The following is a 26790-nucleotide window of genomic DNA, read 5'->3' as shown; positions in this document are numbered from 1 at the left end:
TCCCGCTCTTTAAATCGCAGCCCAAGTAACAGGTGAATTTCGTGAGCCAGCCTACGCCAGCCGTGCGTACCTTCCAAGACTTGATCCTCGCCCTCCAGCAATACTGGGCCGAGCAAGGTTGTGTGGTACTTCAGCCCTACGATATGGAAGTAGGCGCCGGCACTTTCCACACCGCTACATTCCTGCGGGCCATTGGCCCGGAAACCTGGAACGCCGCTTATGTGCAGCCCAGTCGTCGCCCGACTGACGGCCGCTACGGCGAAAACCCGAACCGTCTGCAGCACTACTACCAGTTCCAGGTGGTACTGAAGCCGAACCCGGATAACTTCCAGGAACTGTACCTGGGCTCGCTGAAACATGTCGGCCTGGACCCACTGGTCCACGACATCCGTTTTGTCGAAGACAACTGGGAATCGCCGACCCTGGGCGCCTGGGGCCTGGGCTGGGAAGTCTGGCTCAATGGCATGGAAGTGACGCAGTTCACTTACTTCCAGCAAGCGGGCGGCATCGAGTGCTACCCGGTGACCGGCGAAATCACCTACGGTCTCGAGCGCCTGGCCATGTACCTGCAAGGCGTGGACTCGGTCTACGATCTGGTGTGGGCTGATGGCCCGTTCGGCAAAGTGACCTACGGCGACGTGTTCCACCAGAACGAGGTGGAGCAGTCCACCTACAACTTCGAACACGCCAACGTCGACAAACTGTTCGAACTGTTCGACTTCTATGAAAGCGAAGCCAAGCGCCTGATCGAACTCGACCAGCCGCTGCCGTTGCCAAGCTATGAAATGGTGTTGAAGGCCTCCCATACCTTCAACCTGCTGGATGCCCGCCGTGCCATCTCGGTCACCGCGCGCCAGCAATACATCCTGCGTGTACGCACCCTGGCGCGTTCCGTCGCCCAAGCCTACCTGCTGGCTCGCGCCAAGCTGGGCTTCCCGATGGCGACCCCGGACCTGCGTGATGAAGTGTTGGCTAAGCTGGAGGCTGCACAATGAGTGCTCAAGATTTCCTGGTTGAACTGGGCACAGAAGAGCTGCCACCCAAGGCACTGAACACCCTGGCCGACGCGTTCCTGGCCGGTATCGAAAAAGGCCTGCAGACCGCTGGCCTGAAATTCGCCGCGAAAAAAGTCTACGCCGCGCCACGTCGCCTGGCCGTGTTGCTGACCGCGCTGGAAACCCAGCAGCCGGACCGCAGCATCAACCTCGACGGCCCGCCACGCCAGGCGGCTTTCGATGCTGAAGGCAACCCGACTCAAGCTGCACTGGGTTTTGCCAAGAAGTGTGGCGTCGAGCTGAGCGAAATCGACCAGAGCGGTCCGAAACTGCGTTTCAGCCAGATCATCACCGGCAAGCCGACTGCCAGCCTGTTGCCGACCATCGTTGAAGACTCGTTGAATGATTTGCCGATCCCCAAGCGCATGCGCTGGGGTGCACGTAAAGAAGAGTTCGTACGTCCGACCCAATGGCTGGTGATGCTGCTCGGTGACCAGGTCATCGATTGCACCCTTCTCGCCCAGAAGTCCGGTCGTGATTCCCGTGGTCACCGCTTCCATCACCCGCAAGCTGTACGCATCACCTCGCCGGCCAACTACGCCGCCGACCTGCGTGCCGCCTACGTGCTGGCCGACGCCAACGAGCGTCGCGAGCTGATCAGCAAGCGCACCGAAGAGCTGGCTCGTCTGCAAGAAGGCACCGCCATCGTGCCGCCAAGCCTGCTCGACGAAGTAACTGCGCTGGTCGAATGGCCGGTGCCGCTGGTGTGCTCGTTCGAAGAACGTTTCCTCGACGTGCCGCAAGAAGCGCTGATCACCACCATGCAGGACAACCAGAAGTATTTCTGCCTGCTGGATGTGGATGGCAAGTTGCTGCCGCGCTTTATCACCGTGGCCAACATCGAAAGCAAGGACCCGCAGCAGATCATCGCCGGTAACGAGAAAGTCGTTCGCCCGCGCCTGACTGACGCCGAGTTCTTCTTCAAGCAAGACAAGAAGCAAAAGCTGGAAGACTTCAACCTGCGCCTGCAAAACGTGGTGTTCCAGGAAAAACTCGGCAGCGTCTACGACAAGGCCGTACGAGTCTCCAAGCTGGCCGCTTACATTGCGCCACGCATTGGCGGCGATTCCGCCTGGGCTGCGCGTGCAGGCTTGCTGTCCAAGTGCGACCTGGCCACCGAGATGGTCGGCGAGTTCCCGGAGATGCAAGGTGTTGCCGGCTACTACTACGCACTCAACGACGGCGAGCCGCAAGATGTCGCCCTGGCCCTGAACGAGCAGTACATGCCACGCGGTGCCGGCGCTGAACTGCCGACCACCCTGACCGGTGCAGCCGTGGCGATCGCCGACAAGCTGGACACCCTTGTGGGTATCTTCGGTATCGGCATGTTGCCAACCGGCAGCAAAGACCCGTATGCCCTGCGCCGTGCGGCCCTGGGCGTGCTGCGCATCCTGATCGACAAGAAGCTCGACCTCGACCTGACCCAGGCCGTGGTGTTCGCCGTCGGCCAGTTCGGCGCCAAGGTCAAGCAAGCCGGCCTGGCCGAGCAAGTGCTGGAGTTCGTGTTCGACCGCCTGCGTGCGCGCTACGAAGACGAAGGCGTGGACGTGTCGGTGTACCTGTCGGTACGTGCCCTGCAGCCGGGTTCGGCGCTGGACTTCGACCAGCGCGTACAAGCCGTGCAGGCCTTCCGCAAACTGCCGGAAGCCGATGCCCTGGCCGCCGTGAACAAGCGTGTGTCGAACCTGCTGAGCAAGGCCGAAGGCCTGGGCAACGCAGAAGTCGACCCTGGCCTGTTTGCCGATGCCAAGGAGTTCTCGCTGAACTCGGCCATCGCCAAGGCGGAGAACGCGGTGAAACCGTTGATCGCCGAGCGCAACTACGCCGAAGCCCTGGCGCGCCTGGCCACCTTGCGTGAGCCGGTGGATGCGTTCTTCGAAGCGGTGATGATCAATGCCGACGATGCCGGCGTGCGGAAAAACCGCTACGCCATGCTGGCGCGCCTGCGCGGCTTGTTCGTCAATATCGCTGACATTTCGACGCTGAGCTGACCATGTTGAAACTGCTGATTCTCGATCGGGACGGGGTGATCAATTATGACTCCGACGCTTACATCAAGTCGGTGGCGGAGTGGATTCCACTGCCCGGCTCGATCGAGGCCATCGCGCAGTTGAGCAAAGCCGGCTGGACGGTGGCCATCGCCACCAACCAGTCTGGCATCGCCCGTGGTTACTACGACATCGCCACCCTGGACGCCATGCACGCACGCCTGCGCGCGTTGGTGGCCGAGCAGGGCGGTGACGTGGGGCTGGTGGTGTACTGTCCCCACGGGCCGGATGAGGGCTGCGATTGCCGCAAACCCAAGCCCGGCATGTTGAAAACCATTGCAGAACATTACAAGGTGCCCTTGGCTGGGATATGGTTCGTCGGGGACAGCCTCGGTGACCTGGAGGCGGCCAAAGCCGTCGACTCTCAGCCAGTTTTGGTTAAGACCGGAAAAGGCGAAAAGACCCAGGCGAAAAACCTGCCGGTAGGCACCTTGATTTTTGACGATCTGGCGGCCGTTGCCGCAGAACTTATCAACAACTAGCCACCCTCGACTTCCTGAACAAGGATTGCTCGGGAGTGCGCTTTTAGCAGGCGGGCCGTGTCCCGCAACGGTAAATGCCGCCATGTCGATTTTGCAGGCCATCAGAACCTTTTTCTTTTACCTGCTGCTGGGCACCAGTTCGTTTCTCTGGTGCACCCTGAGCTTTTTTATTGCGCCCTTCCTGCCGTTCAAGGCGCGCTATCGCTTTATCAACGTCTACTGGTGCCGCTGCGCTTTGTGGCTGACCAAGGTGTTCCTGAACATCCGTTTCGAGGTCAAGGGCGCGGAAAACGTCCCGGACCAGCCCTGCGTGATTCTGTCGAACCACCAGAGCACCTGGGAGACCTTCTTCCTGTCGGCGTACTTCTCGCCGTTGAGCCAGGTGCTCAAGCGTGAGTTGCTGTATGTGCCGTTCTTCGGCTGGGCCATGGCCATGCTGCGTCCGATCGCCATCGACCGTGATAACCCCAAGGCCGCGCTCAAGCACGTGGCCAAGAAGGGTGACGAGTTGCTCAAGGATGGTGTTTGGGTGCTGATCTTCCCCGAAGGCACACGTGTGCCCTACGGCACGGTAGGCAAGTTCTCACGCGGAGGTACGGCTTTGGCGGTCAATGCCCATCTGCCGGTACTGCCGATTGCGCATAACGCCGGCAAGTTCTGGCCAAAGACCGGCTGGGCTAAACGCCAAGGCACCATCACCGTGGTGATCGGTGAACCGATGTACGCCGAAGGTGAAGGACCCCGCGCCATCGCCGCGCTGAATGACCGCGCCCAAGCGTGGAATGAAGCCCAGCAACGGGCCATGGGATCGCTGCCGCCGGTGCCGGTTGTAGTCGACACGCCCGTCATCTGATCATCTGTGGATAACCTGTGTACGGTTTGTTGGCGAATCGTCTTTTTTGTCTTTTAAGAGGCTGATTTACTTACATATTTCCCAAGCTCATAAAATTACGGAAAAGGTGCATAAGTTTTTTCCGCCTAAAAAAAACCGGTCCTTGCGACCGGTTTTTTATGCACAGAAGAAAAGTAGGTTTTTCAGTCTTCCAACAGCGGCAGTTGAAGGCTGAATGTGGTGCCTTTGCCCACCACGCTTTCACAACTGATGCGCCCGCCGTGACGCTCCACCACGGCCTTGACCATGGTCAGTCCCAGCCCCAGGCCTTCACTGCCCTGGGCTGAATCGAAGCGACGGTATTGGCTGAACAGTTCCGGCAAGTCCACCGCGGCAATCCCCGGGCCCTGGTCGCTGATACGGCATTCCAACCAGCCTTGCTCGCTACTGTGCCCCAACCTCACGGTCGTCCCGGAAGGCGAATACTTGATCGCGTTCTCCAGCACGTTGAACAAAGCCCGTGTGAGCAGTGACTGGTCGGCAGAGACCATACCTTCATCCGCTTCATCCAAGTCATGGACCAAATGAATCCCTTTAAGCTGGGCAATCAACGCCACCTGGTCAAAAGCATCCATGACCAACATGGCGAACAGGGTCGGTTGGAATTGGTAACCATCAGCCTCGGCTTTCGCCAGTTGCACGAAGGATTCGGTGAGGCCCAAGGCACGGCGAACCTGCTGTTCGATCTGGGCGAAGACCGGGGACTCGCCGTTATGCACATCCAGCAGCGCAAGGATCGCTGAATGGGGCGCGCGCAGGTCGTGAGAGAGGAACCGCAACATGGTCTCGCGGTGTTGCTGGGCTTCGCGCTCCTTACTCAAATCCGTCAGGCTCAGCAGCCAACCAAGGGCGACATCGCCTTCAGCCGGCAGCAAGGGCGCAAGCTCCATGCGCAGGCTGCGTTGGTGGATGTCCCGAAACTCCACAAGTTCCAGCGCCGACAGGGCAGGGCGCACGCCATTGTGCAGCGGCGGGTAGCCCAGGTCGGCGAGTTGCTCCAACAGGTTTTCGTTGACCAGATCGTTGCCGAACACGTCCCGGGCAATGCGGTTGGCCAGCAGGATATTGCCCTTGGGGTCGGTAATCAGGGTTGCCACCGGCAGGCACTCCAGGCCATCGGCCATGAAGCGCCGTGTGTCGCGTGTGCGGCTCACGGCTTGTTCCAGGGCAAAGATACGCGCCTGCAACACATCGCCTTTGCTGGCGGGCGCACGGCGGCGTTCAGGCAGGACTTTGGGTTCGTTGTCCAGCCTCGCCAGTTCCCAGCCGAAATAGGCGAGGATCACACTGAGGCGGCGCCAGTTCCAGATCAGGTAACTGAGCAACAAACCGATCAGACAGGCCGCAGGCGACCACCAGTGGCCCAGGCGCAATAGAGCCAGGGAACTGACTAATGCGACGGCCATGCAACCCAGCGTCATCCACAGCGCATAGCGCGGGCGATAGAGCAGCAGACCCAATAGCAATGCGACCAACGAGGTCGCCATCAAGGCCGCGAGCCAGCCTGGCAGATCAACGATGCTGCGGCCTTGAAGCAAGCCATTCAGCACGTTGGCCTGGATCTCTACGCCTGCCGTAGTCCCCACCGTCGAAGACAGAGGTGTGACGAAACGATCACCCAACCCGGAGGCTGTCGATCCCACCAAGATCAAACGACCACGTAGTTGCTCGGGAGCGACTTCACCGCGCAGTACGCTGGCGTAAGACACACTGGGAAAATGGGTATGAGGTGCAATAAACGGGATGCGGATAGCGTGTTCCCGGTGCCAGTGCTGAGTAATCGATTGCAGAGGCTCGCCCGGCATTTCAGACAACTCGCCACTCATCTCATAGGCCAACCAGGCCAACTGCGGTGCCGTGGCATCAGGCGGGCCTTCACGCAGGTAGAGGCTGCGGACCACGCCGTCGGTGTCTGCTTCAACATTGATGTGGCCCACACCTTTGGCGCATTTAAGCAGGGGCATCATCTGCGTGTCCGGTTGGCTGTAGTTCGCAGCACCTTCACGCACCAGGGGTAGCAAGACATTGCCAGCGTTGCAGACCGACTCGGCCAGGCGTTTGTCATGGGTGGGGTCACCGGGCTCACTGAAGATCACATCGAACAGAATGCCTGCCGGTTGCGCGGCGCTCAGACGGTCGATCAGGTCGGCGTGCAGGCTGCGTGGCCAAGGCCATCGTCCGAGCTTTTTAAGGCTGGAATCATCGATCGTAACCAGCAGGATACGTGGATCGACGGGTAGTGGTGCGAGGCGACGCAGGCTGTCGTATAAAGGATTGTTCAAGGCCAGGCCTGGGCTCAGCGACAGGTAGGCGGTGATAGGCAGCAGCAGCAAGCCTATCCACAACCATTCGCGCACCAGACCGTGGAACAGTCGCTGGGCATGGGTGGGTTGTCGTTTTTCGGCCTTGCCCCAGAGCATCATTGGTCAACGTACCTGGGCAGTCGGCGGGTAGTAGAAGATGTCATAGACCCCGGTTTCTCCCTCCAGGCCGTTTTCGTCGTAAGCCGACAAGCGCACGTGATAGAACGAGGCTTTGAGCCCAGTGAAGCTCATTTTCGGCGCGCTGGAAAAGTTTTCCTGCTTGATGTTCATAAAGGCTTTGTCGGTGGCGACCTGGGCACGGTAGCGCTGGGCGCCGGGCAATGGCCGAAGGTACAAGCTCCAGACCGGCGCGTCGCCTTTTTGGCCGTCTTGGCCCATGAGCTTAGGGGCGGGAAGCAGCTCCACGGGATTGAGGTCGCCCTGTTTCTTGAAGAGCAGACCTTGGCGGGCGTCAACTTTGATCTCGCCTGTCCGTCCTCGGTTGGCGGCTACCTGACCGTCCAACACTTCCAACAGCGATCGCTCAGCGTCATTGCGCACTCGAAAGTGCGTGCCCCGTACGCCCAGCACACCTACCGGCGTCACGATCTGGAAGCGATCATGATCGCTGGCGCGCTTGATCACATACGCCTCGGCCTGGCCTTGTTCGAGCACCACCTGGGGAATCGACAGTTTCTTCTCCACGCGCAACCGCACCTGGGAGTCAGAGGGCAACACTACGCGGGATCCATCACCGAGCAACAGGCTGACGAACGCCGAAGCCGAGGTCTTCACACCTTCCCGTTCATCAATGGTCATGCCTTCCAGCAAGGGAGTTACCTTGCCCTGGATGTCGAGTTTCCAGGCCTCACCGGTGAGATGCTGGACCACGGCAGGCAGAGGCTGGGCTCGGCACAGGAAGTCATCGTCGATGTAAGTTGCACGAACCTTTGTAGCAGCGCCCGCCGAGCCAATCACCATGATCAACAGAGAGGGAAGGGCACGGCGCAAGCAATTGGAAGTAACAAACATGGCGCTCATAAAGTCAGGTTTCCAGAGGGCATCAGCGCACAGGAGTTTACGGCAGCACATGCGTCGGCTGATCCTTTTCCTTAAGGTCAGGAGCCGGTATCTTTCCCTCATCGGTATCGAGCACTTTCAATGGGTCAACCGCTCATTGATCCCAGCGTATAGAGAGATCCGAGAGGTCGATGAATCTGCGCACAATTCTTCAGATTCAAAAACCGGCCGACGGCTGCCGCACTCTTCAAATGAAAGGACCCACCCATGCGTGTCGCAATACTGGATGACGAACCCGCCGAACTGCGCCGGGTGGAACAGACACTGCGACAAATCCCCAGTACCGCAGAACAGCCTTGGTCCCTGCATTGCTTTGAACGTGGCGAAGACCTGCTCCGCCAACTGCGCCGGGAAACCTTCGACCTGCTGATACTCGACTGGCAATTGCCGGATATCACCGGGATCGCGTTGCTGCGCTGGACCCGCGAACACATGGAGTCGCCGCCCGCCGTCATCATGCTCACCAGCCGTGATGCCGAGAGCGACATCGTCACCGCGCTCAACAGTGGCGCCGATGATTACGTCAGCAAACCTTTCCGTCCTAATGAACTGAAAGCACGGGTCACGGCGGTTCTGCGTCGGCATGGACTGCAAAAGTCTGCCACCCACGAAGTGCAGAGTTTTAATGACTTGACCTTTGATGATGCTGAATTGACCGTGACCCGCGCGGGCAAACCGATCAACCTCACGGAGCGTGAGTACCGTTTGGCTAGCTGTCTGTTTGCCAACCTGGCACGCCCCCTTTCTCGCGAGTACCTCTACGAGCGGTTCTGGACCCATGAAGAAATGGTGTCCTCGCGGCCGCTGGATACGCATATCTACCGGCTAAGAAACAAGCTCGGACTGACCGCGGATCGGGGTTGGCAGTTGCTGACCATCTATGGATATGGCTACCGCTTGGAGAGTGTTGCAGCGGCGTCCCAAGCCTGATCCGTTGATGTTCCACGTGGAGCATTTCAAAACCAGTGATTTTTACCCAATAAAAAAGGCCAACGTCTAAACGTTGGCCTTTTTAATATGACGGGCTTACCGGGATCAGAAGTCCAGGTTAGAAACCGCCAAGGCATTACTCTCGATGAAGTCACGACGAGGCTCGACCGCATCACCCATCAGGGTGTTGAAGATCTGGTCCGCGCCAATGGCGTCTTCGATGGTCACGCGCAGCATGCGACGCTGAGCCGGGTCCATGGTGGTTTCCCACAGCTGATCCGGGTTCATTTCACCCAGGCCTTTGTAGCGCTGGATGGTGTGGCGCTTGGTGCTTTCCGCCATCAGCCAGTCAAGGGCTTCCTTGAATTCCTTGACCTGCTTCTTGCGCTCGCCCCGCTGAATATAAGCGCCGTCGTCCAACAAGGTGCTCAGTTGAGCGCCCAGGGTCACCACGGTCTTGTAGTCATTGCTGCCAAAGAAATCGCGGTTGAAGGTGACATAGTTCGAAAGGCCGTGGGAGATCAGTTCGACCTCTGGCAGCCACACGTTACGTTCACGGTCTTCACGCAGACTGGCTTTGTACACAAGGCCAGACTTCTCGACAGTACGCAGGCGCACTTCGTACTGAGCCAGCCAATCCTGCATCGCTGCGTGATCGCCCAACTGTTCCAGGCTGACGGCCGGCAGGTAGATGAAATGCTCGGTCAGCTCCTGAGGGTACAGGCGCGACAAACGCTTGAGGGTCTTCATCACCATGCGGAAGTCGTTAACCAGACGCTCCAGCGCCTCACCGGAGATGCCTGGCGCTTCGTCGTTCAAGTGCAGGCTGGCATCTTCAAGGGCCGACTGCGTCATGTACTCTTCCATGGCGTCGTCGTCTTTGATGTATTGCTCTTGCTTGCCCTTTTTCACTTTGTACAACGGCGGCTGAGCGATGTAGATGTAGCCACGCTCGATCAGCTCCGGCAACTGACGGAAGAAGAAGGTCAGCAGCAGGGTACGGATGTGCGAACCGTCGACGTCAGCATCGGTCATGATGATGATGTTGTGGTAGCGCAGCTTGTCGATGTTGTACTCGTCGCGACCGATACCGCAACCCAACGCCGTGATCAAGGTGCCAACTTCCTGGGAAGAAATCATCTTGTCGAAGCGAGCCTTCTCGACGTTGAGGATCTTACCTTTCAACGGCAGGATGGCCTGGGTGCGACGGTTACGACCCTGCTTGGCGGAACCGCCAGCAGAGTCACCTTCCACCAGGTACAGTTCGGAGAGGGCAGGGTCCTTCTCCTGGCAGTCAGCCAGTTTGCCTGGCAAGCCGGCGATATCCAGCGCGCCTTTGCGGCGAGTCATCTCACGGGCTTTACGCGCCGCTTCACGGGCACGCGCAGCGTCGATCATCTTGCCGACGACCAGCTTGGCTTCGTTCGGGTTCTCCAGCAGGAAGTCGGAGAAGTACTTGCCCATTTCCTGTTCAACGGCAGTCTTCACTTCGGAAGACACCAGCTTGTCTTTGGTCTGGGAGCTGAACTTGGGATCCGGTACTTTTACCGAGATAATCGCGGTCAGGCCTTCACGTGCATCGTCACCAGTGGTGGCGACTTTGTGCTTTTTGGCCAAGCCTTCGGCTTCGATGTAAGTGTTCAGGTTACGCGTCAGTGCGGAACGGAAACCCACCAAGTGAGTACCGCCGTCGCGCTGAGGAATGTTGTTGGTGAAGCACAACAGGTTCTCGTTGAAGCTGTCGTTCCACTGCAGGGCGATTTCCACACCGATGCCGTCTTCACGCTGGATGTTGAAGTGGAACACCTGGTTGACCGCAGTCTTGTTGGTGTTCAGGTATTCAACGAACGCACGCAGGCCGCCTTCGTACTTGAACAGCTCTTCCTTGCCGCTGCGCTCATCCTTGAGGACGATGCCCACACCGGAGTTCAAGAAGGACAGTTCACGAATACGCTTGGCCAGGATGTCCCAGCTGAAGTGGATATTCTTGAAGGTTTCAGCCGATGGCTTGAAGTGGATCTGTGTACCGGTGGTTTCACTGTCGCCGACGATTTTCATCGGCTCTTGTGGGACGCCGTGAACGTAAGTCTGTTCCCAGATCTTGCCGCTGCGGCGAACCGTCAGGATCAGCTCTTCGGACAGTGCGTTCACTACAGAAACGCCCACACCGTGCAAACCGCCGGAGACTTTATAGGAGTTGTCGTCGAACTTACCGCCGGCGTGGAGCACGGTCATAATGACCTCTGCTGCCGAAACGCCTTCTTCTTTGTGCACGTCTACCGGAATACCGCGACCGTTGTCGCGCACGGTAATCGACTCATCCGGGTGGATGATGATGCTGATGTCGTCGCAGTGACCGGCCAGAGCTTCGTCGATGGAGTTGTCGACCACCTCGAACACCATGTGGTGCAGACCGCTACCGTCATCAGTGTCGCCAATGTACATACCGGGACGTTTGCGTACGGCATCCAAACCTTTCAGCACTTTAATGCTGGTCGAGTCGTACGTGTTTTCTTCGCTCATGCCTTCACTCCCGATGGTCGTGGGTCTGGGTGATACGGCCTTGTTCCACGTGGAACAAAGCGACTGGCGTTTCCGTCTGCCAGCCTTCCCTCAATAATTCGTGGTCTACACAGGTGATAAACACCTGGCAGCGTAATTCTTCCAACAAGCGGCATAGCGCGCGGCGGTGTTGCTCGTCGAGTTCTGACGGCAAGTCATCCACCAGATAAATACACTGTCCGCGTCGGGCCTGGCTAACCAGATGGCCCTGGGCGATACGCAGCGCACACACCACCAACTTCTGCTGGCCACGGGACAAGATGTCCGCAGCATTGTGAGCGCCTAATCTAAGACGCAAATCAGCCCGTTGGGGGCCGGCCTGGGTATGGCCAATTTGCTGATCCCGCTGCAAGGACGCCGCGAGCACAGCACTCAGCTCACGTTCTTTATCCCAACCACGGTAGTAACTCAGCGTCAGCCCCTCAAGATCCAACAACTCACTCAAGGTGTGTTCAAAGACTGGTTTCAAGGCTTTGATATAGGCACGGCGGTATTCATCTATTTCGTCGCTGGCCAGGCACAGCTCCCGGTCCCAGGCCGCTTGAGAAGCGGCGTCAAGTGTACCATGCCGCAGCCATGAGTTCCGCTGCCGCAGGGCCTTCTGCAGGCGCTGCCAAGTGGCCATGAAACGCGGTTCCACGTGGAACACTCCCCAATCGAGGAATTGCCTGCGGATTTTTGGAGCACCTTCCAACAGACGAAAACTGTCAGGGTTGATCAATTGCAGCGGCAGGATCTCTGCCAACTGCGCAGCACTGCGTGCATTTTGCCCGTCAATGCGAATCTGGAACTCTCCGCCGCGATCGCGGGATATCCCCAGGCTGCTATGCCCACCTTCAGCGAGTTCGACTTGGCCAAACACGGTGCACGCCAATTGCTCGTACTGAATCACTGGTAACAAGCGAGCGCTGCGAAAGGATCGGGCGAGGCCCAGCAGATGAATGGCTTCCAGCACGCTGGTTTTGCCACTGCCGTTGGCGCCGTGGAGGATATTGATGCGGGGAGAAGGGGAGAAGGTCACCGGGTGCAGATTGCGCACCGCGGTGACCGAGACGCGACTGAGGGACATCTAGCTTCTGCTGAGCATGATTACAGGCGCATCGGCATGACAACGTACGCCGAGTCGTCGTTGTCGGATTCCTGCACCAGGGCGCTGCTGTTGGAGTCCGACAGAATCAGGCGAACCTGTTCGGTGGTCATAACACCCAATACGTCCAACAGGTAGCTCACGTTGAAGCCGATCTCCAGCGAACCGCCGTTGTAGTCGACGCCCACTTCTTCTTCCGCTTCTTCCTGCTCCGGGTTGTTCGCCTGGATCTTCAACTGACCGTTGGCCAGTTGCAGGCGGATACCACGGTACTTTTCGTTGGACAGAATCGCGGTACGGCTAAACGCTTCGCGCAGTGCCTGACGATCACCGAGAACCAGCTTGTCGCCACCTTTAGGCAGCACACGCTCGTAATCCGGGAATTTGCCGTCAACCAGCTTGGAGGTGAAGGTAAACTCACCAGTGGTCGCGCGAATATGGTGTTGACCCAACACGATGCTGACGTTGCCTTCCGGCTCGGTAAGCAGGCGCGCCAGTTCAAGGATACCTTTGCGCGGCACGATAACCTGGTGACGGTCCGGCTGACCGATATCGGCGCGCATCGAGCACATGGCCAGGCGGTGACCGTCGGTGGCCACGGCGCGGATAATGCCTTCCGACACTTCCAGCAGCATGCCGTTTAGGTAGTAACGCACGTCTTGCTGGGCCATGGCGAAGCTGGTGCGTTCGATCAAACGACGCAGCTTGCTCTGCTCTAGGCTGCAGGTCAGCGAGCCCGGGCCTTCTTCAACGGTCGGGAAATCATTCGCCGGCAACGTGGACAGGGTGAAACGGCTGCGGCCGGCCTTGACCACCAACTTCGCTTCATCAACTTTGATGTCGATCAGCGCGTCGTTCGGCAGGCTCTTGCAGATGTCCATCAGCTTGCGCGCCGGTACGGTGATCTCGCCCGGCTCGGCAGGCTCTTCCAGCTGCACACGACCGACCAGTTCGACTTCCAAGTCAGTACCGGTTAAGGACAACTGCTGGCCTTCGACTACCAGCAATACGTTGGAAAGCACCGGCAAGGTCTGTCGGCGCTCGACGACGCCTGCGACCAGTTGCAGGGGTTTCAACAGGGCTTCGCGTTGAATGGTGAAATGCATGGTCTAGTCCCTTGCCTTAATAAGCTGCGCTGGTGTCATCAAGTGGTCAGTGTACGCAGCAGGTTCTTGTAGTCCTCGCGAATATCCGCGTCGGATTCCTTAAGTTCGTTGATCTTGCGGCACGCGTGCAAGACCGTGGTGTGGTCGCGCCCGCCAAACACATCACCGATTTCCGGCAGGCTGTGGTTGGTCAGCTCTTTGGAGAGCGCCATGGCCACCTGCCGAGGACGTGCCACCGAGCGCGAACGGCGCTTGGACAGCAGGTCGGAAATCTTGATCTTGTAGTACTCGGCCACGGTGCGCTGGATGTTATCCACACTCACCAGTTTGTCCTGCAGTGCCAGCAAGTCCTTCAGGGATTCACGAATCAACTCGATGGTGATGTCGCGGCCCATGAAATGAGAGTGTGCGATGACCCGCTTGAGCGCGCCTTCCAACTCACGCACGTTGGAGCGGATGCGTTGAGCGATGAAAAACGCCGCATCGTGGGGCAAGTCGACCTTGGCCTGGTCGGCTTTTTTCATCAGGATCGCAACGCGGGTTTCCAGCTCCGGCGGCTCTACCGCAACGGTCAGGCCCCAGCCGAAGCGGGATTTCAGACGTTCTTCGAGGCCTTCGATTTCTTTCGGGTAACGGTCACTGGTCAAGATGACCTGCTGGCCACCTTCAAGCAGCGCGTTGAACGTGTGGAAGAACTCTTCCTGGGAACGCTCTTTGCGGGCAAAGAATTGAATGTCATCGATCAACAACGCATCTACCGAGCGGTAGAACCGCTTGAACTCGTTGATGGCGTTGAGCTGCAAGGCCTTGACCATGTCAGCCACGAAGCGCTCCGAGTGCAGGTACACGACCTTGGCATTCGGGTTCTTCTTTAATAGGTGGTTACCCACAGCGTGCATCAAGTGAGTCTTACCCAAGCCAACACCGCCATAAAGGAAGAGCGGGTTGTAACCGTGCTTGGGGTTGTCGGCGACCTGCCAGGCGGCAGCGCGAGCCAGCTGGTTGGACTTACCTTCGACGAAGTTCTCGAAGGTAAAGGTGCGGTTCAGGTAGCTGGTGTGCTTGAGCGCGCCTTCGACCTGCACAGTGCGCTGTTCGGCGCGAACTGGGGCTTGTTGGGAGGCGGCGCCTGCCATAGGGTCGAAGCTGTCGCGGGATGGCTCTTCATTCTCTGGAGCGCTTTTTTGCGCAGAGGATTTGGAGGGCGCCGGTGCAGGCGCGGGCGCACTGACAGCAGGTGCTGTCGCTGCCTGGGCTTGGGACGCAGCCGCGGCCAGTGGCGCATTCGGCGCAGCGCGAGGCGCCGAGCTACGTTTGCTGCCTATTAATAAGGAGAGCACGGGCGCGAGGCCGTTGCCATGTTCATCGAGCAATTCGAGAACGCGGCTCAGGTACTTCTCATTGACCCAGTCGAGAACAAAACGATTGGGCGCGTAGACACGCAACTCGTCGCCTTCGGCTTCGACCTGTAGCGGACGGATCCAGGTGTTGAATTGCTGGGCAGGCAGCTCTTCGCGCAAAAGCTCCACGCACTGCTGCCAAAGTTCCACTGACACGGATATCCCCTAAGTTGAAAGCCGGTGAGGCAAAAACAGCCGCCATTGTAGCGGCGAGCCGCCCACTTATCCACATGTAGGTTGATCAGAGGCCAGCCAAAATCAACGTCTTAACAGCAATAAAGGCGACCAATGGTCTGTGCATAAGCTCTGTGGATAAGCGCCCTTGAGGTCGTTGTACAAGTGGGGTCGAAAGTCTGTGGGTAACTAGCCTGTGGATAACAAGCCATTCCACCCACAGCTTATCCGACAGCGCAGCACAGGCAGAGCACCGTTTCTCCCCCGTGTTGTCATTCTCTGTACAGCACGTAGAATATGGCCTTAAGGCAGTTATCCACAGATGATTGGCTGCCTAGCTTTTATAAGCTTTACAGAAAAGCTTTAAATAACTTCCTTCTTTATTTTTATATCTATCCCATGACCGGTGGAAGCCTGGCGGACAGAAATGACCGGATGGCCTGTGGAGATCTAATTAAAGGAAAAGCTGGTTGGAAATTGACCTAGAGGCTTGCTTTCAATAGAATCGCCGGTCTCTTAAAACGGGGGCCATTCCGGCCCGTTGTGGACGAACCAGGTAACAACGCCATGAAACGTACTTTCCAACCAAGCACCATCAAACGCGCCCGCACCCACGGCTTCCGTGCTCGCATGGCTACCAAGAACGGCCGTGCTGTACTGTCGCGTCGTCGCGCCAAAGGTCGTGCGCGTCTGGCAGTTTGATAATCCGGTACTGGTGGTGAGTCAGGACTTCAGTCGGGAAAAGCGTCTGCTAACCCCCCGGCATTTCAAGGCAGTCTTTGACTCCCCCACCGGCAAGGTTCCGGGGAAAAATCTCCTGCTCCTTGCGCGTAACAACGATCTTGATCACCCCCGTCTCGGGTTGGTGATCGGCAAGAAGAGCGTAAAGCTCTCCGTTGAGCGCAATCGCCTCAAGCGTCTGATGCGCGAATCGTTTCGCCTCCACCAGGACACTCTGGTTGGTTGGGATATTGTTATCGTCGCGCGCAAAGGCTTGGGTGATGTAGAAAACCCCGAATTGATTCAGCATTTCGGCAAGCTCTGGAAACGTCTGGCGCGTACCAACAAACCAGCTCCAGCGGCCAACACCGAAACTGTAGGGGTAGACAGCACCGATGCGTAAACTGGCCCTCGTTCCGATCCAGTTTTACCGCTATGCCATTAGTCCTCTGATGGCCAACCACTGTCGTTTCTACCCCAGTTGTTCCTGCTACGCGTTAGAGGCCATAGAAAATCATGGTCTTCTGCGCGGTGGCTGGCTGACCTTTCGTCGTTTAGGTCGCTGTCATCCGTGGAATCCCGGTGGTTATGACCCGGTTCCACCTATCCCTACCTCCCGTTCTTCTTCGATGGCCGAGTAATCATGGATATTAAACGCACGATCCTGATCGTCGCCCTGGCAATCGTGTCCTACGTCATGGTTCTTAAGTGGAACCAGGACTACGGCCAAGCTGCCCTGCCGACTCAGAATGTTGCTACCAATCAGGCTGCGCCGGCTATTCCGGACACCCCGCTGGGTAACAATGCGTCCGCGAGTGCCGATGTTCCCAGCGCGAATGGCGAGACAAGCGCCCCTTTAGAAACGCCAGTGGTCACCAATAAAGACCTCATCCACGTAAAAACGGATGTGCTCGACCTGGCTATCGACCCACAAGGTGGTGATATCGCGCAGTTGAAACTGCCGCTGTATCCACGTCGCCAAGACCATCCGGATGTTCCGTTCCAACTGTTCGATAACGGTGGTGAACGTACTTATCTGGCGCAAAGTGGCCTGACCGGCACCAATGGTCCGGATGCTCGTGCTACCGGTCGTCCGGTTTATTCGTCCGAACAGAAGACTTATCAACTGGCTGATGGCCAGAACCAGTTGAACGTTGACCTGAAATTCAGCCTCGACGGCGTCAACTACATCAAGCGTTTCAGCTTTACCCGTGGTCTGTACGACTTGAAGGTCACTTACCTGATCGACAACGAAAGCGACAAACCATGGAGCGGCAACCTGTTTGCCCAGCTCAAGCGTGATGCCAGTTCCGATCCTTCTTCCAGCACCGCCACCGGCACCGCGACTTATCTGGGCGCCGCCCTGTGGACAAGTAGCGAACCGTATAAAAAAGTGTCGATGAAAGATATCGACAAGGGCTCGCTGAAAGAAACCGTCCAAGGTGGTTGGGTAGCCTGGCTGCAACACTACTTTGTGACCGCCTGGATCCCGAGCAAGGGCGACGCGAACCTGGTTCAAACCCGCAAGGACAGCCAAGGCAACTACATCATTGGCTTCACTGGCCCGGCGTTGACCGTCGCGCCAGGCGCCAAGGCTGAAACCAGCGCCACGTTGTACGCCGGCCCGAAAAGCCAGGCTGTGCTGAAGGAGTTGTCCCCAGGTCTGGAACTGACTGTGGATTACGGCTTCCTGTGGTTCATCGCCCAGCCGATTTTCTGGTTGCTGCAACATATCCACAGCATTGTGGGTAACTGGGGCTTCTCGATCATCTTCCTGACCATGCTGATCAAGGGGATCTTCTTCCCTCTGTCGGCAGCCAGCTACAAGTCGATGGCGCGCATGCGTGCCGTGGCCCCGAAACTGGCGGCGCTGAAAGAGCAGCATGGCGATGACCGGCAGAAAATGTCGCAGGCCATGATGGAGCTGTACAAGAAAGAGAAGATCAACCCGCTGGGTGGATGCTTGCCGATTCTGGTGCAGATGCCGGTATTCCTGTCGCTGTACTGGGTACTCCTGGAAAGCGTGGAAATGCGTCAGGCTCCGTTCATGCTGTGGATAACTGACCTGTCGATCAAAGACCCGTTCTTTATCCTGCCGATCATCATGGGCGCGACCATGTTTATCCAGCAGCGTTTGAACCCGACTCCGCCGGATCCGATGCAGGCCAAGGTAATGAAAATGATGCCAATCATCTTCACCTTCTTCTTCCTGTGGTTCCCTGCTGGTCTGGTGCTGTACTGGGTGGTCAACAACGTGTTGTCGATCTCTCAACAGTGGTACATCACACGTAAAATCGAAGCGGCTACCGCAAAAGCCTCTGCGTAATTTACTCTGTGGATAACCACTCAAGACGCCCCCTAGTGGGGCGTTTTGCTTTCCGTCATTTTAGTTCTGGAACCTGCTGATGAGCGCTCCTCGTGAAACCATCGCTGCTGTCGCTACCGCTCAAGGTCGCGGTGGTGTCGGTATCGTTAGAATTTCCGGGCCGCTCGCAAGCGTTGCAGCCAAGGCTATCAGCGGCCGCGAGTTGAAGCCGCGGTATGCCCATTACGGCCCGTTCCTGGATGCAGATGAAACGGTGCTGGACGAAGGCTTGGCTCTTTATTTCCCAGGGCCCAATTCCTTTACTGGGGAAGATGTCCTGGAATTGCAGGGCCACGGCGGCCCGGTTGTGCTGGATATGTTGCTGCAGCGTTGCCTGCAACTGGGCTGCCGTCTGGCCAGGCCTGGGGAATTCAGCGAACGCGCCTTTCTCAACGACAAGCTCGACCTGGCCCAGGCTGAGGCCATTGCTGATTTGATCGAAGCCAGTTCTGCACAGGCTGCACGCAACGCACTGCGCTCGCTGCAGGGCGCGTTCTCGCTACGTGTGCATAACCTGACCGAACAACTGATCAGCCTACGCATATACGTCGAGGCGGCGATTGATTTTCCCGAGGAAGAAATCGATTTCCTCGCCGATGGCCATGTATTGGCGATGCTCGATAAGGTCCGTGATGAGTTATCCACAGTGCTGCGTGAAGCCGGGCAGGGTGCGCTGCTGCGTGACGGCATGACGGTGGTGATTGCTGGACGGCCCAATGCAGGCAAATCCAGTCTGTTGAATGCGCTGGCGGGGCGTGAGGCCGCCATCGTCACTGAGATCGCCGGCACCACCCGGGATATCCTGCGCGAACATATCCACATCGACGGCATGCCATTGCACGTGGTCGACACCGCCGGCTTGCGCGACACCGATGACCAAGTGGAAAAGATCGGCGTGGAACGCGCGCTCAAGGCCATCGGCGAAGCGGATCGAGTTCTGCTGGTGGTGGATGCGACGGCGCCCGAGGCTGTGGATCCTTTCGCGTTGTGGCCGGAGTTCCTTGAGCAACGGCCGGACCCAGCGAAGGTCACCTTGATTCGTAACAAAGCCGACCTGACGGGTGAAGCCATTGCGATGGAAACCAGCGCGGATGGTCACGTCACGATCAGCCTGAGCGCCAAGTCGGCGGGTGAAGGCCTGGAACTGCTGCGCGAGCACCTTAAGGCCTGTATGGGCTACGAGCAGACCTCGGAAAGTAGCTTCAGTGCGCGCCGTAGGCACCTGGAGGCGTTGCGCCACGCGAGCGCAGCGTTGGAGCACGGCCGGGCACAGTTGACCTTAGCAGGGGCAGGGGAGCTGCTGGCAGAGGATCTCCGTCAGGCGCAGCAGCTGTTGGGAGAGATAACCGGTGCATTCAGCTCCGATGATTTGTTGGGCCGGATCTTCTCCAGCTTCTGCATCGGTAAATAAAAAAGTTATCCACAGACCCTGCAGGCATTGGCTTGGCAGCGATAGCGGCCTGAAGAACACCACATTCTTCAGGCGCTCACCCATCACCAGTTGTACGAAACCGTCCCAAGCAGGGTGCGGCTATCCCCCCAATAGCAGCGGCCTGCATCGTTGCAACCAGATACATATTCCTTGTCGAACAGGTTCTTGGCGTTCACATCCACAGACCAATGTTTGTCGATTTGATAGCCAACGGCTGCGTCCACCAAGGTGACGCTTCCTGCATCCAACTTCCCGTATAGCGATGGCGCGGTGTAGGAAAAGGTGCTGTCGAAATAACGCACACCGCCGCCCAACGACAAACCTTTGAGTTGGCCATCAAGGAAGCGGTACTTGCCCCATACCGAAGCCTGGTTGCGTGGAACCCCCGTCATCTGGTGCCCTTCGACCAGCGATGTAGCCGAATCCTTGGTAATCCGAGCGTCAGTGTAGGTGTAAGCGGCCGTCACATTCAGGTTGGGCGTGATGTTGCTGTTCACCTCGACTTCCGCACCTTTGGCCCGGCTTTCGCCCACCTGGCGATAGCTGTTGGTGGTGGCGTCGAGGTAGGTGTCGTCTTCCTTGCGCAGGTCATATACCGAGAGGGTCATCGCCGTATCCCAGCCGATCGGCTCGTACTTCACACCCACTTCGTACTGACTACTGGTAATCGGCTTCAGCGGTGACCCGGCATTGGAGATCTGCTGCACCGGCACAAATGCGGTGGAGTAGCTGACGTACGGCGTCAGGCCGTTGTCGAACTGGTACATCACCCCGCCTTGGTAGGTGAACTTGCGATCTTCCGAGCCGGTGTTACTGGCCTTGTTGACCTTGTCGCGGAAATCGCTGTCGACCCAATCCTGACGGCCACCCAGCAAGAACAGCCAGTGGTCGTACTTGCTCTGGATCTGTGCATAAACGCCCTTCATCTGCTGCTCGAGCAAGGTGTTTTGCACTGCCACCGGCGTAAGCGGATCACGCAGATACACGGGGTTATACACACTGATGGTGCCGGCGAAACCGGCGTCCCAATCCTGATTGAACGAAGTGCGGTCATAGCTGGCACCCAACAGCACCGTATTTTCCAGACCGCCCACCTGGAATTTGCCTTCCAACTGGTTATCCAGGGAATACACCATCGACTTGTTATAGCGGTCATAGGCGGTCATGTTCAGTTGCGTACCAAACCCGCGGTTATTCAGGGCGCTGGGCCAGGTTTCATGGCGGTTGATGCGCGACTGCATATACCGCGAGTTCTGGCGGAACTGCCAATCGTCGTTGAAGCTGTGGCTGAATTCGTAACCGGTGCTCCAGGCTTCACGTTCAAAAGTGTTCCAGTCCGGGTCGCCGAGCATGGTGTGCTTGGACAGCTTGCCATTGGGATTTGTCAGCAAGGTGCCGGCGGCCGGTAGGCCAAGTTCGAGATTGGTGTGGTCCTTTTGATAATTAGCCAACAGGGTAAGGGTGTTGTAGTCGTCGAAATTCAGGGTCAGTGATGGCGCGATATACAGGCGATCATCTGGCACATGGTCGGTCTGCGTGTCGGATTTGCGACCGAGCATCACAACTCGGCCAAGAATATTGTCGCTGTCATTGAGCGGCCCCGAGATATCCACACCCAGCTGACGCCGATTATTCGAGCCATACCCCAGCTGGACCTCACCTTGCGGCGTGGCTGTCGGGTGCTTGCTCACCAGGTTCACCAAACCGCCAGGTGCGTTTTCGCCGTAGAGCAGGGAAGAGGGGCCACGGAAGATTTCGACGCGCTCCAGGCCATACGGCTCACTGGTGGTGTCATACCGATTGCCCTGTACACGTAGGCCATCTCGCAGCAAACCGTAGCCGTAATCGGTGGCATTGAAACCACGAATGAAGAACAGGTCACCAGCCAGACCGTCGCCGGCAGCAAAGGGTGGCGCAAAGATACCTGGCACGTAGCCCAACACTTCCGTCAGGGTCTGTGACTTCTGGTCCTTGATGCGCTGACCGGTGACTACGGATACCGAACGCGGTGTTTCTGACAGAGGCGTACTGGTCTTGGTACCGACGCGGCTGTTTTGTGCCTTGTAGCCCACATCCCCGGCGATCTCCTGGTTGAACCCGTCCTGTTGATAAGTGCTGACCGTGGTGGGCGCAAGCGTGAGCTGCCCAGCAGGAATGGCCTGCAGGACATAGCTGCCGGGCGCCTGGGCTACCGCTTGTAAACCCGAGTTCTGCAGCAACAGCGCGAAGCCTTGCTCTACCGAATAGTCGCCTTCAATCCCGGTCGAGTTCAAACGCGCAGTTTGCTGGGGCGAGAAAGATAGAATCACATTCGCCCGAGCGGCAAATTGGCTCAACGCATTGTCCAGGGGCCCCGCCGCAATAGCGTAGTGCTGCACCGCGCTGGCGGCCAGGACATCAGTGGATAACAAAATACCGCCGGTGGCTACCGTGCCGAGTAGCAGGCTGCACGTCATACCGTGGTAGGAAAGTCGCTGGCGGAGCTTGGAAGGGAGGCGCATAAGTGGATAAGCCCTGAAGGTGGCGTCGTGATTACCTGTAGGGCCGTGTCAGGTCAAAAAAAGATAACCCCTTGTGCGGATATTTTTTGCAATCAGCCGATTCGTTTCACTGAAACCCAATAGCGGGTGAAATACTTCACCTGGATCGGCAGGGTTGCCTGCAGATTGGCCAGTACCGCATCGGTGGAATCCAGGCGGAAGGTCCCGGAGACACGCAGGCGTGCCGACGCCAAGTCGCATTGCAGGACACCCGGGCGGTAGCGGGCGAGGTCTTCGATCACATCCCCGAGGCGAGCATCCAATACGATCAACTGACCATCGACCCACGCCGCTTGTGAGCCGCGGTAAGCGTGGTTAAGCCCCACGTGTTGGCGATCGAAGTCAGCGCTGTCACCGGCACTGAGTAGCCGCGCGTGATTGGGTTGGTCACCAGGCGCTACGCTCACCCGATCCTCGAGGACGCCGACACGTGTGGAGTCTGGCAACTGGCGCACGGTGAAGGTGGTGCCCAGGGCCTGGATTCGGCCTTGGCGGGTCTCGACATAAAAGGGCGTCTGGCCACCCCGCTTGCCGGTGTGGATAAGTACTTCACCTTCACGCAGGCGAATCAAACGCTGGCGCCCATCGAATACCACGTCAATTGCCGTACGGGTGTTCAGATCAATCCGCGTACCGTCAGCCAGCTCGATACGCCGGCGCTCACCCACGGACGTCCGGTAGTCGGCCCATACATTGCCCAGGGGCGTGTGTTGCTGGACATTCCAGCCGAGGTACCCGGTACCGCCCAGCACCAGCATCCACTTCAACACCTGGCGCCGTTGCTGGCCGGTCGACAAGGCCCGGCGGGTGAAATCCTGGGGCAGGGCGCCGAGACTGCGCTGCAACTGCTCCATCTGGTTCCACGCGGCCTGATGGGACGGATCGCCGTTGATCCATTGTTGCCAGGCTTGGCACTCGGCGGCGGTAGGGGTTTGGGATTGAAACTGCACATACCAATTGGCAGCGGCCTCGAAGGTCTTGCGATCAGGCGCCGCCATTACAAGCTGGCCATGATCAATGCGCATTCGGTCAATGCACGGATCATGTGCTTCTTCACCGTGGTCAGTGAAACCTGAAGCTGATCGGCAATCTGTTGATAAGTCAGGCCCTCGATCTGCGACAGCATGAATATCCGCCGTGCTCGCTCGCCGAGTGCCGACAAGGCTTTATCCACAGCTACCAACGTCTCGATGATGATGGCTTTGTCTTCTTCGCTGATGGCTATGGCTTCAGGCCGTTCGGCCAAGGTTTGCTTATAGGCCTGTTCGATGGCATGTCGACGGTAGCGATCAATCACCAAGCCCCTGGCAATGGTCGCCAAATAGTCTCGCGGTTCAACGATCTGCGCCGCATGCCGCCCGCCCAGGATGCGCACGAACGTGTCGTGCGCCACATCGGCCGCATCGCAGGCGTTATGCAACCTCCCTTTGAGCCACCCGTGCAGCCAGGAATGGTGCTGCTCATAGATGTTCTGGACCGCAGCCGTGTGTGAAGAAGGGGACATAGGGCAAGACAATGTAGGTTAATGATAATCGCTATTATTAACTGCCCTGTCGTTTTCTCACAATAGATCTCTTTTTTTGCTGTGCTCACCACCGATTGGAGGTTTCAGTTGACGTTGTCGTGGACTGAATACGGACAGCTTTACCGATTTCTGTGGATTAAGCCCTGTGAATAACCGCCTCTGTGCCCAGTTGATAACAGGGCCTGAAACCTGAGTAAAAACCCGCCTGTGGATAAGCACCTGTTTAATCCACAGGCTTAAAGCACTTATCCAAGCCCCTCATTGGCACATGACCACAGACTTTTGAATCGCTGTACACAATGTAAACAAAGGCCTGCAGAGATCTATCCACAGAAAGGTGGCTACATAGAAATAAACATAAAAACAAAGATTTAATAAATTTCTCTCTTTTAATTTCTATTGTCTGTGATTCATCCACAGCTGGTTAAATTTTGTGCAAAGGGTTCTTTAGGAAGGGCTAAGTCCCTATACTTGCCGCCAAAGCTCTAAAACTCTTTCAACAGACAATTCCTGATTACCTACATAAGCAGGCACGAGGTGCGTGGTGGATTTCCCTTCCCGTTTTGAAGTGATCGTCATCGGCGGCGGTCATGCCGGTACCGAGGCAGCACTGGCGTCAGCACGCATGGGCGTAAAAACCCTGTTGTTGACGCATAACGTGGAAACCCTCGGAGCAATGAGTTGCAACCCCGCCATTGGTGGGATCGGCAAAAGCCATTTGGTCAAGGAAATCGATGCCCTTGGCGGCGTGATGGCCATGGCTACCGATAAGGGTGGTATTCAATTTCGTGTGCTCAACAGCCGCAAAGGCCCAGCCGTACGGGCTACCCGGGCTCAAGCCGACCGCATCCTGTACAAGGCTGCTGTGCGCGAAACCCTGGAAAACCAACCGAACCTGTGGATATTTCAGCAAGCCGCGGATGACCTGATCGTCGAACAAGACCAGGTACGCGGGGTTGTCACGCAAATGGGCCTGCGTTTCTTCGCGGAATCCGTGGTGTTGACCACCGGCACATTCCTCGGCGGACTTATCCACATTGGTATGCAGAACTATTCCGGCGGTCGCGCCGGTGATCCGCCGTCGATTGCTTTGGCAAAACGCCTGCGTGAATTGCCGCTGCGTGTCGGCCGCCTGAAAACCGGGACCCCGCCGCGTATCGACGGGCGTTCTGTGGACTTCTCGGTGATGACCGAACAGGCCGGCGATACGCCGATCCCGGTCATGTCGTTCATGGGTTCCAAAGAACAGCACCCGAAACAGGTAAGCTGCTGGATCACCCACACCAATGCCCGCACCCACGAAATCATTGCTGCGAACCTCGATCGTTCGCCGATGTACTCCGGTGTGATCGAAGGGATCGGCCCGCGTTATTGCCCGTCGATCGAAGACAAGATCCACCGCTTTGCCGACAAGGAAAGCCATCAGGTCTTCATCGAGCCCGAAGGCTTGACCACTCATGAGCTGTACCCGAACGGCATTTCCACTTCCCTGCCGTTCGACGTGCAAATCCAGATCGTGCAATCGATCCGCGGCATGGAAAACGCACACATCGTGCGTCCGGGCTACGCCATCGAATACGACTATTTCGACCCGCGCGACCTGAAGTACAGCCTGGAAACCAAAGTGATTGGCGGTCTGTTCTTCGCTGGCCAAATCAACGGAACCACCGGTTATGAAGAAGCCGGCGCCCAAGGTTTGCTGGCCGGGACCAACGCAGCATTGCGTGCGCAAGGCAAAGACAGCTGGTGCCCACGTCGAGACGAAGCGTATATCGGCGTTTTGGTCGATGACCTGATTACATTGGGCACCCAGGAACCGTACCGGATGTTCACCTCTCGGGCGGAATACCGTTTGATCCTGCGCGAGGACAACGCCGACCTGCGCCTGACCGAAAAAGGACGTGAACTTGGCCTGGTCGATGATGTGCGTTGGGAAGCCTTCTGCAAAAAACGCGAAAGCATTGCATTGGAAGAACAGCGCCTGAAAAGCACCTGGGTTCGCCCGGGGACTGAACAAGGCAACGCGATCGCTGAAAAATTCGGCACGCCGCTGACCCACGAGTACAACTTGCTCAACCTGCTGTCCCGTCCGGAAATCGACTACGCTGGTCTGGTCGAAGTGACCGGCCAGGGCGCGGAAGATCCACAGGTCGCCGAGCAGGTCGAAATCAAGACCAAATACGCCGGTTACATTGACCGCCAACAGGACGAGATCGCTCGCCTGCGCGCCAGTGAAGACACCAAGTTGCCTGTGGATATCGACTACACCGGGATTTCCGGCTTGTCGAAAGAAATCCAAAGCAAGCTGGGGATAACTCGTCCCGAGACATTGGGCCAGGCTTCACGTATTCCCGGCGTCACCCCAGCAGCCATTTCGCTGTTGATGATTCATTTGAAAAAACGCGGCGCGGGCCGTCAGTTGGAGCAAAGCGCTTGAGTTCGTTGGTCACCTCGCAACACGCAGAAGAGTTATCCACAGGCGCACGCCAGTTGGGCGTCGACCTGACCGAAACCCAGCACGAGCTGCTGTTGGGGTATTTGGCGTTGTTGATCAAATGGAACAAGGCTTACAACCTGACCGCAGTGCGTGATCCCGACGAAATGGTGTCCCGTCACCTGCTCGACAGCTTGAGCGTGATGCCATTCATCGAAAACGGCCGCTGGCTTGACGTTGGCAGTGGCGGCGGCATGCCTGGTATTCCGTTGGCCATCCTGTTTCCCGAGTCCCAAGTGACCTGCCTGGACAGCAACGGCAAGAAAACCCGTTTCCTGACCCAGGTCAAACTCGAACTCAAGCTGGATAACCTGCAAGTTATCCACAGTCGCGTCGAAGCCTTCACGCCTGAACAGCCTTTCAACGGAATTGTTTCCAGGGCCTTCAGCAGCATGGAGAACTTCAGCAACTGGACCCGCCACCTCGGCGACCGCGATACCCGCTGGCTGGCAATGAAGGGCGTCCATCCAAGCGATGAGCTGTTAGCATTGCCGGCAGACTTCCACCTCGATAGCGAACACGCCTTGGCTGTACCCGGTTGCCAAGGCCAACGCCATCTGCTGATACTGCGCCGCACGGCATGATTGGGAACACA

21 protein-coding genes are annotated in these 26790 nt (G+C 57.7%); 12 read left to right on the top strand and 9 right to left on the bottom strand.

Annotated features, from left to right (window positions below; all coding sequences use genetic code 11):
- Window positions 1-41: 41 nt before the first annotated feature.
- From glyQ to U367_RS0121770, 4 genes are all read left to right on the top strand, one after another.
- Window positions 42-995 (top strand): glycine--tRNA ligase subunit alpha, encoded by a 954-nt coding sequence (glyQ, locus tag U367_RS0121785; RefSeq protein ID WP_003187265.1) that lies wholly within the window; start codon window positions 42-44, stop codon window positions 993-995.
- On the top strand, window positions 992-3046 hold the full coding sequence (gene glyS / locus U367_RS0121780) for a glycine--tRNA ligase subunit beta (RefSeq protein ID WP_028618595.1): 2055 nt from the start codon (window positions 992-994) through the stop codon (window positions 3044-3046). Before glyQ ends, glyS begins: the two co-directional genes overlap by 4 nt.
- Window positions 3047-3048: 2 nt before the next feature.
- Window positions 3049-3585 carry a D-glycero-beta-D-manno-heptose 1,7-bisphosphate 7-phosphatase gene (gmhB, locus tag U367_RS0121775; RefSeq protein WP_161634130.1) on the top strand — a complete coding sequence of 179 codons (537 nt, stop codon included), beginning with the start codon at window positions 3049-3051 and terminating at the stop codon, window positions 3583-3585.
- A gap of 82 nt (window positions 3586-3667) precedes the next feature.
- On the top strand, window positions 3668-4438 hold the full coding sequence (locus tag U367_RS0121770) for a lysophospholipid acyltransferase family protein (RefSeq protein ID WP_028618593.1): 771 nt from the start codon (window positions 3668-3670) through the stop codon (window positions 4436-4438).
- Window positions 4439-4620: 182 nt separating this feature from the next.
- On the opposite strand, the gene U367_RS0121765 is transcribed toward U367_RS0121770, so the two are convergent.
- Entirely contained in the window at window positions 4621-6900 is a 2280-nt protein-coding gene (locus U367_RS0121765) for a CHASE2 domain-containing protein (RefSeq protein ID WP_028618592.1), read from the bottom strand.
- 3 nt (window positions 6901-6903) lie between these two features.
- Complete coding sequence (locus U367_RS0121760; RefSeq protein WP_028618591.1) at window positions 6904-7821, bottom strand: FecR family protein; 918 nt, start codon at window positions 7819-7821, stop codon at window positions 6904-6906.
- Between the two features lie 246 nt (window positions 7822-8067).
- Here U367_RS0121760 and U367_RS0121755 point away from each other — a divergent pair, with 246 nt between their 5' ends.
- Window positions 8068-8790, top strand: a complete 723-nt coding sequence (locus U367_RS0121755) for a response regulator transcription factor (RefSeq protein WP_028618590.1) — start codon at window positions 8068-8070, stop codon at window positions 8788-8790.
- A gap of 105 nt (window positions 8791-8895) precedes the next feature.
- Here the strand turns inward: U367_RS0121755 and gyrB are convergent, their stop codons facing one another.
- From gyrB to dnaA, 4 genes are read right to left on the bottom strand one after another with little or no spacing between them, the layout of a single operon-like run.
- Complete coding sequence (gyrB, locus tag U367_RS0121750) at window positions 8896-11313, bottom strand: DNA topoisomerase (ATP-hydrolyzing) subunit B (protein WP_028618589.1); 2418 nt, start codon at window positions 11311-11313, stop codon at window positions 8896-8898.
- Window positions 11314-11317: 4 nt separating this feature from the next.
- Window positions 11318-12421, bottom strand: a complete 1104-nt coding sequence (gene recF / locus U367_RS0121745; protein WP_028618588.1) for a DNA replication/repair protein RecF — start codon at window positions 12419-12421, stop codon at window positions 11318-11320.
- Window positions 12422-12441: 20 nt separating this feature from the next.
- On the bottom strand, window positions 12442-13545 hold the full coding sequence (gene dnaN / locus U367_RS0121740) for a DNA polymerase III subunit beta (RefSeq protein ID WP_010207719.1): 1104 nt from the start codon (window positions 13543-13545) through the stop codon (window positions 12442-12444).
- A 38-nt stretch (window positions 13546-13583) separates the two neighbouring features.
- The gene (gene dnaA / locus U367_RS0121735; protein WP_032864428.1) at window positions 13584-15101 is read right to left on the bottom strand and encodes a chromosomal replication initiator protein DnaA; all 1518 of its coding nucleotides are present in this window, start codon (window positions 15099-15101) and stop codon (window positions 13584-13586) included.
- A gap of 585 nt (window positions 15102-15686) precedes the next feature.
- On the opposite strand from dnaA, the gene rpmH reads away from it, so the two are divergent.
- The 5 genes from rpmH (at window position 15687) to mnmE (ending at window position 19615) form a co-directional block, all read left to right on the top strand.
- On the top strand, window positions 15687-15821 hold the full coding sequence (gene rpmH, locus U367_RS0121730; protein WP_003213577.1) for a 50S ribosomal protein L34: 135 nt from the start codon (window positions 15687-15689) through the stop codon (window positions 15819-15821).
- Window positions 15822-15837: 16 nt separating this feature from the next.
- The gene (rnpA, locus tag U367_RS1000000131105) at window positions 15838-16242 is read left to right on the top strand and encodes a ribonuclease P protein component (protein WP_068937760.1); all 405 of its coding nucleotides are present in this window, start codon (window positions 15838-15840) and stop codon (window positions 16240-16242) included.
- Window positions 16235-16480, top strand: a complete 246-nt coding sequence (gene yidD / locus U367_RS1000000131100) for a membrane protein insertion efficiency factor YidD (protein WP_003213574.1) — start codon at window positions 16235-16237, stop codon at window positions 16478-16480. Before rnpA ends, yidD begins: the two co-directional genes overlap by 8 nt.
- Before the next feature lie 2 nt (window positions 16481-16482).
- Window positions 16483-18165 (top strand): membrane protein insertase YidC, encoded by a 1683-nt coding sequence (yidC, locus tag U367_RS0121720; RefSeq protein ID WP_028618586.1) that lies wholly within the window; start codon window positions 16483-16485, stop codon window positions 18163-18165.
- 79 nt (window positions 18166-18244) lie between these two features.
- Window positions 18245-19615: a tRNA uridine-5-carboxymethylaminomethyl(34) synthesis GTPase MnmE gene (mnmE, locus tag U367_RS0121715; protein WP_028618585.1), complete on the top strand. Its 1371-nt coding sequence runs from the start codon at window positions 18245-18247 to the stop codon at window positions 19613-19615.
- Window positions 19616-19698: 83 nt separating this feature from the next.
- Here the strand turns inward: mnmE and U367_RS0121710 are convergent, their stop codons facing one another.
- The 3 genes from U367_RS0121710 to U367_RS0121700 form a co-directional block, all read right to left on the bottom strand.
- Window positions 19699-22137 (bottom strand): TonB-dependent siderophore receptor, encoded by a 2439-nt coding sequence (locus U367_RS0121710; RefSeq protein WP_028618584.1) that lies wholly within the window; start codon window positions 22135-22137, stop codon window positions 19699-19701.
- Between the two features lie 92 nt (window positions 22138-22229).
- Window positions 22230-23174, bottom strand: a complete 945-nt coding sequence (locus U367_RS0121705; protein WP_028618583.1) for a FecR domain-containing protein — start codon at window positions 23172-23174, stop codon at window positions 22230-22232.
- A complete protein-coding gene (locus tag U367_RS0121700) occupies window positions 23174-23680 on the bottom strand; it encodes a sigma-70 family RNA polymerase sigma factor (RefSeq protein ID WP_028618582.1) in 507 nt (168 codons plus the stop codon). Before U367_RS0121700 ends, U367_RS0121705 begins: the two co-directional genes overlap by 1 nt.
- Window positions 23681-24245: 565 nt before the next feature.
- Between U367_RS0121700 and mnmG the strand changes: the two genes are divergently transcribed.
- Together mnmG and rsmG are read left to right on the top strand one after the other, a co-directional pair.
- Window positions 24246-26138, top strand: coding sequence for a tRNA uridine-5-carboxymethylaminomethyl(34) synthesis enzyme MnmG (gene mnmG, locus U367_RS0121695; RefSeq protein WP_028618581.1), 1893 nt, complete (start codon window positions 24246-24248; stop codon window positions 26136-26138).
- Window positions 26135-26779 (top strand): 16S rRNA (guanine(527)-N(7))-methyltransferase RsmG, encoded by a 645-nt coding sequence (gene rsmG, locus U367_RS0121690; RefSeq protein WP_028618580.1) that lies wholly within the window; start codon window positions 26135-26137, stop codon window positions 26777-26779. The genes mnmG and rsmG overlap by 4 nt, the downstream gene beginning before the upstream one ends.
- Window positions 26780-26790: the final 11 nt, after the last annotated feature.

It is taken from the genome of Pseudomonas canadensis (genome assembly GCF_000503215.1).
Taxonomy (GTDB): domain Bacteria; phylum Pseudomonadota; class Gammaproteobacteria; order Pseudomonadales; family Pseudomonadaceae; genus Aquipseudomonas; species Aquipseudomonas canadensis.
This window is presented reverse-complemented; position numbering and strand designations above follow the sequence as displayed.

What these genes read in the sequence shown, in the direction of transcription:
- glyS (WP_028618595.1), top strand. Translation starts at nt 992, where the DNA reads ATGAGTGCTCAAGATTTCCTGGTTGAACTGGGCACAGAAGAGCTGCCA.
- gmhB (WP_161634130.1), top strand. Translation starts at nt 3,049, where the DNA reads ATGTTGAAACTGCTGATTCTCGATCGGGACGGGGTGATCAATTATGAC.
- U367_RS0121770 (WP_028618593.1), top strand. Translation starts at nt 3,668, where the DNA reads ATGTCGATTTTGCAGGCCATCAGAACCTTTTTCTTTTACCTGCTGCTG.
- U367_RS0121765 (WP_028618592.1), bottom strand. Translation starts at nt 6,900, where the DNA reads ATGATGCTCTGGGGCAAGGCCGAAAAACGACAACCCACCCATGCCCAG.
- U367_RS0121760 (WP_028618591.1), bottom strand. Translation starts at nt 7,821, where the DNA reads ATGAGCGCCATGTTTGTTACTTCCAATTGCTTGCGCCGTGCCCTTCCC.
- U367_RS0121755 (WP_028618590.1), top strand. Translation starts at nt 8,068, where the DNA reads ATGCGTGTCGCAATACTGGATGACGAACCCGCCGAACTGCGCCGGGTG.
- gyrB (WP_028618589.1), bottom strand. Translation starts at nt 11,313, where the DNA reads ATGAGCGAAGAAAACACGTACGACTCGACCAGCATTAAAGTGCTGAAA.
- recF (WP_028618588.1), bottom strand. Translation starts at nt 12,421, where the DNA reads ATGTCCCTCAGTCGCGTCTCGGTCACCGCGGTGCGCAATCTGCACCCG.
- dnaN (WP_010207719.1), bottom strand. Translation starts at nt 13,545, where the DNA reads ATGCATTTCACCATTCAACGCGAAGCCCTGTTGAAACCCCTGCAACTG.
- rpmH (WP_003213577.1), top strand. Translation starts at nt 15,687, where the DNA reads ATGAAACGTACTTTCCAACCAAGCACCATCAAACGCGCCCGCACCCAC.
- yidD (WP_003213574.1), top strand. Translation starts at nt 16,235, where the DNA reads ATGCGTAAACTGGCCCTCGTTCCGATCCAGTTTTACCGCTATGCCATT.
- yidC (WP_028618586.1), top strand. Translation starts at nt 16,483, where the DNA reads ATGGATATTAAACGCACGATCCTGATCGTCGCCCTGGCAATCGTGTCC.
- mnmE (WP_028618585.1), top strand. Translation starts at nt 18,245, where the DNA reads ATGAGCGCTCCTCGTGAAACCATCGCTGCTGTCGCTACCGCTCAAGGT.
- U367_RS0121710 (WP_028618584.1), bottom strand. Translation starts at nt 22,137, where the DNA reads ATGCGCCTCCCTTCCAAGCTCCGCCAGCGACTTTCCTACCACGGTATG.
- U367_RS0121705 (WP_028618583.1), bottom strand. Translation starts at nt 23,174, where the DNA reads ATGGCGGCGCCTGATCGCAAGACCTTCGAGGCCGCTGCCAATTGGTAT.
- U367_RS0121700 (WP_028618582.1), bottom strand. Translation starts at nt 23,680, where the DNA reads ATGTCCCCTTCTTCACACACGGCTGCGGTCCAGAACATCTATGAGCAG.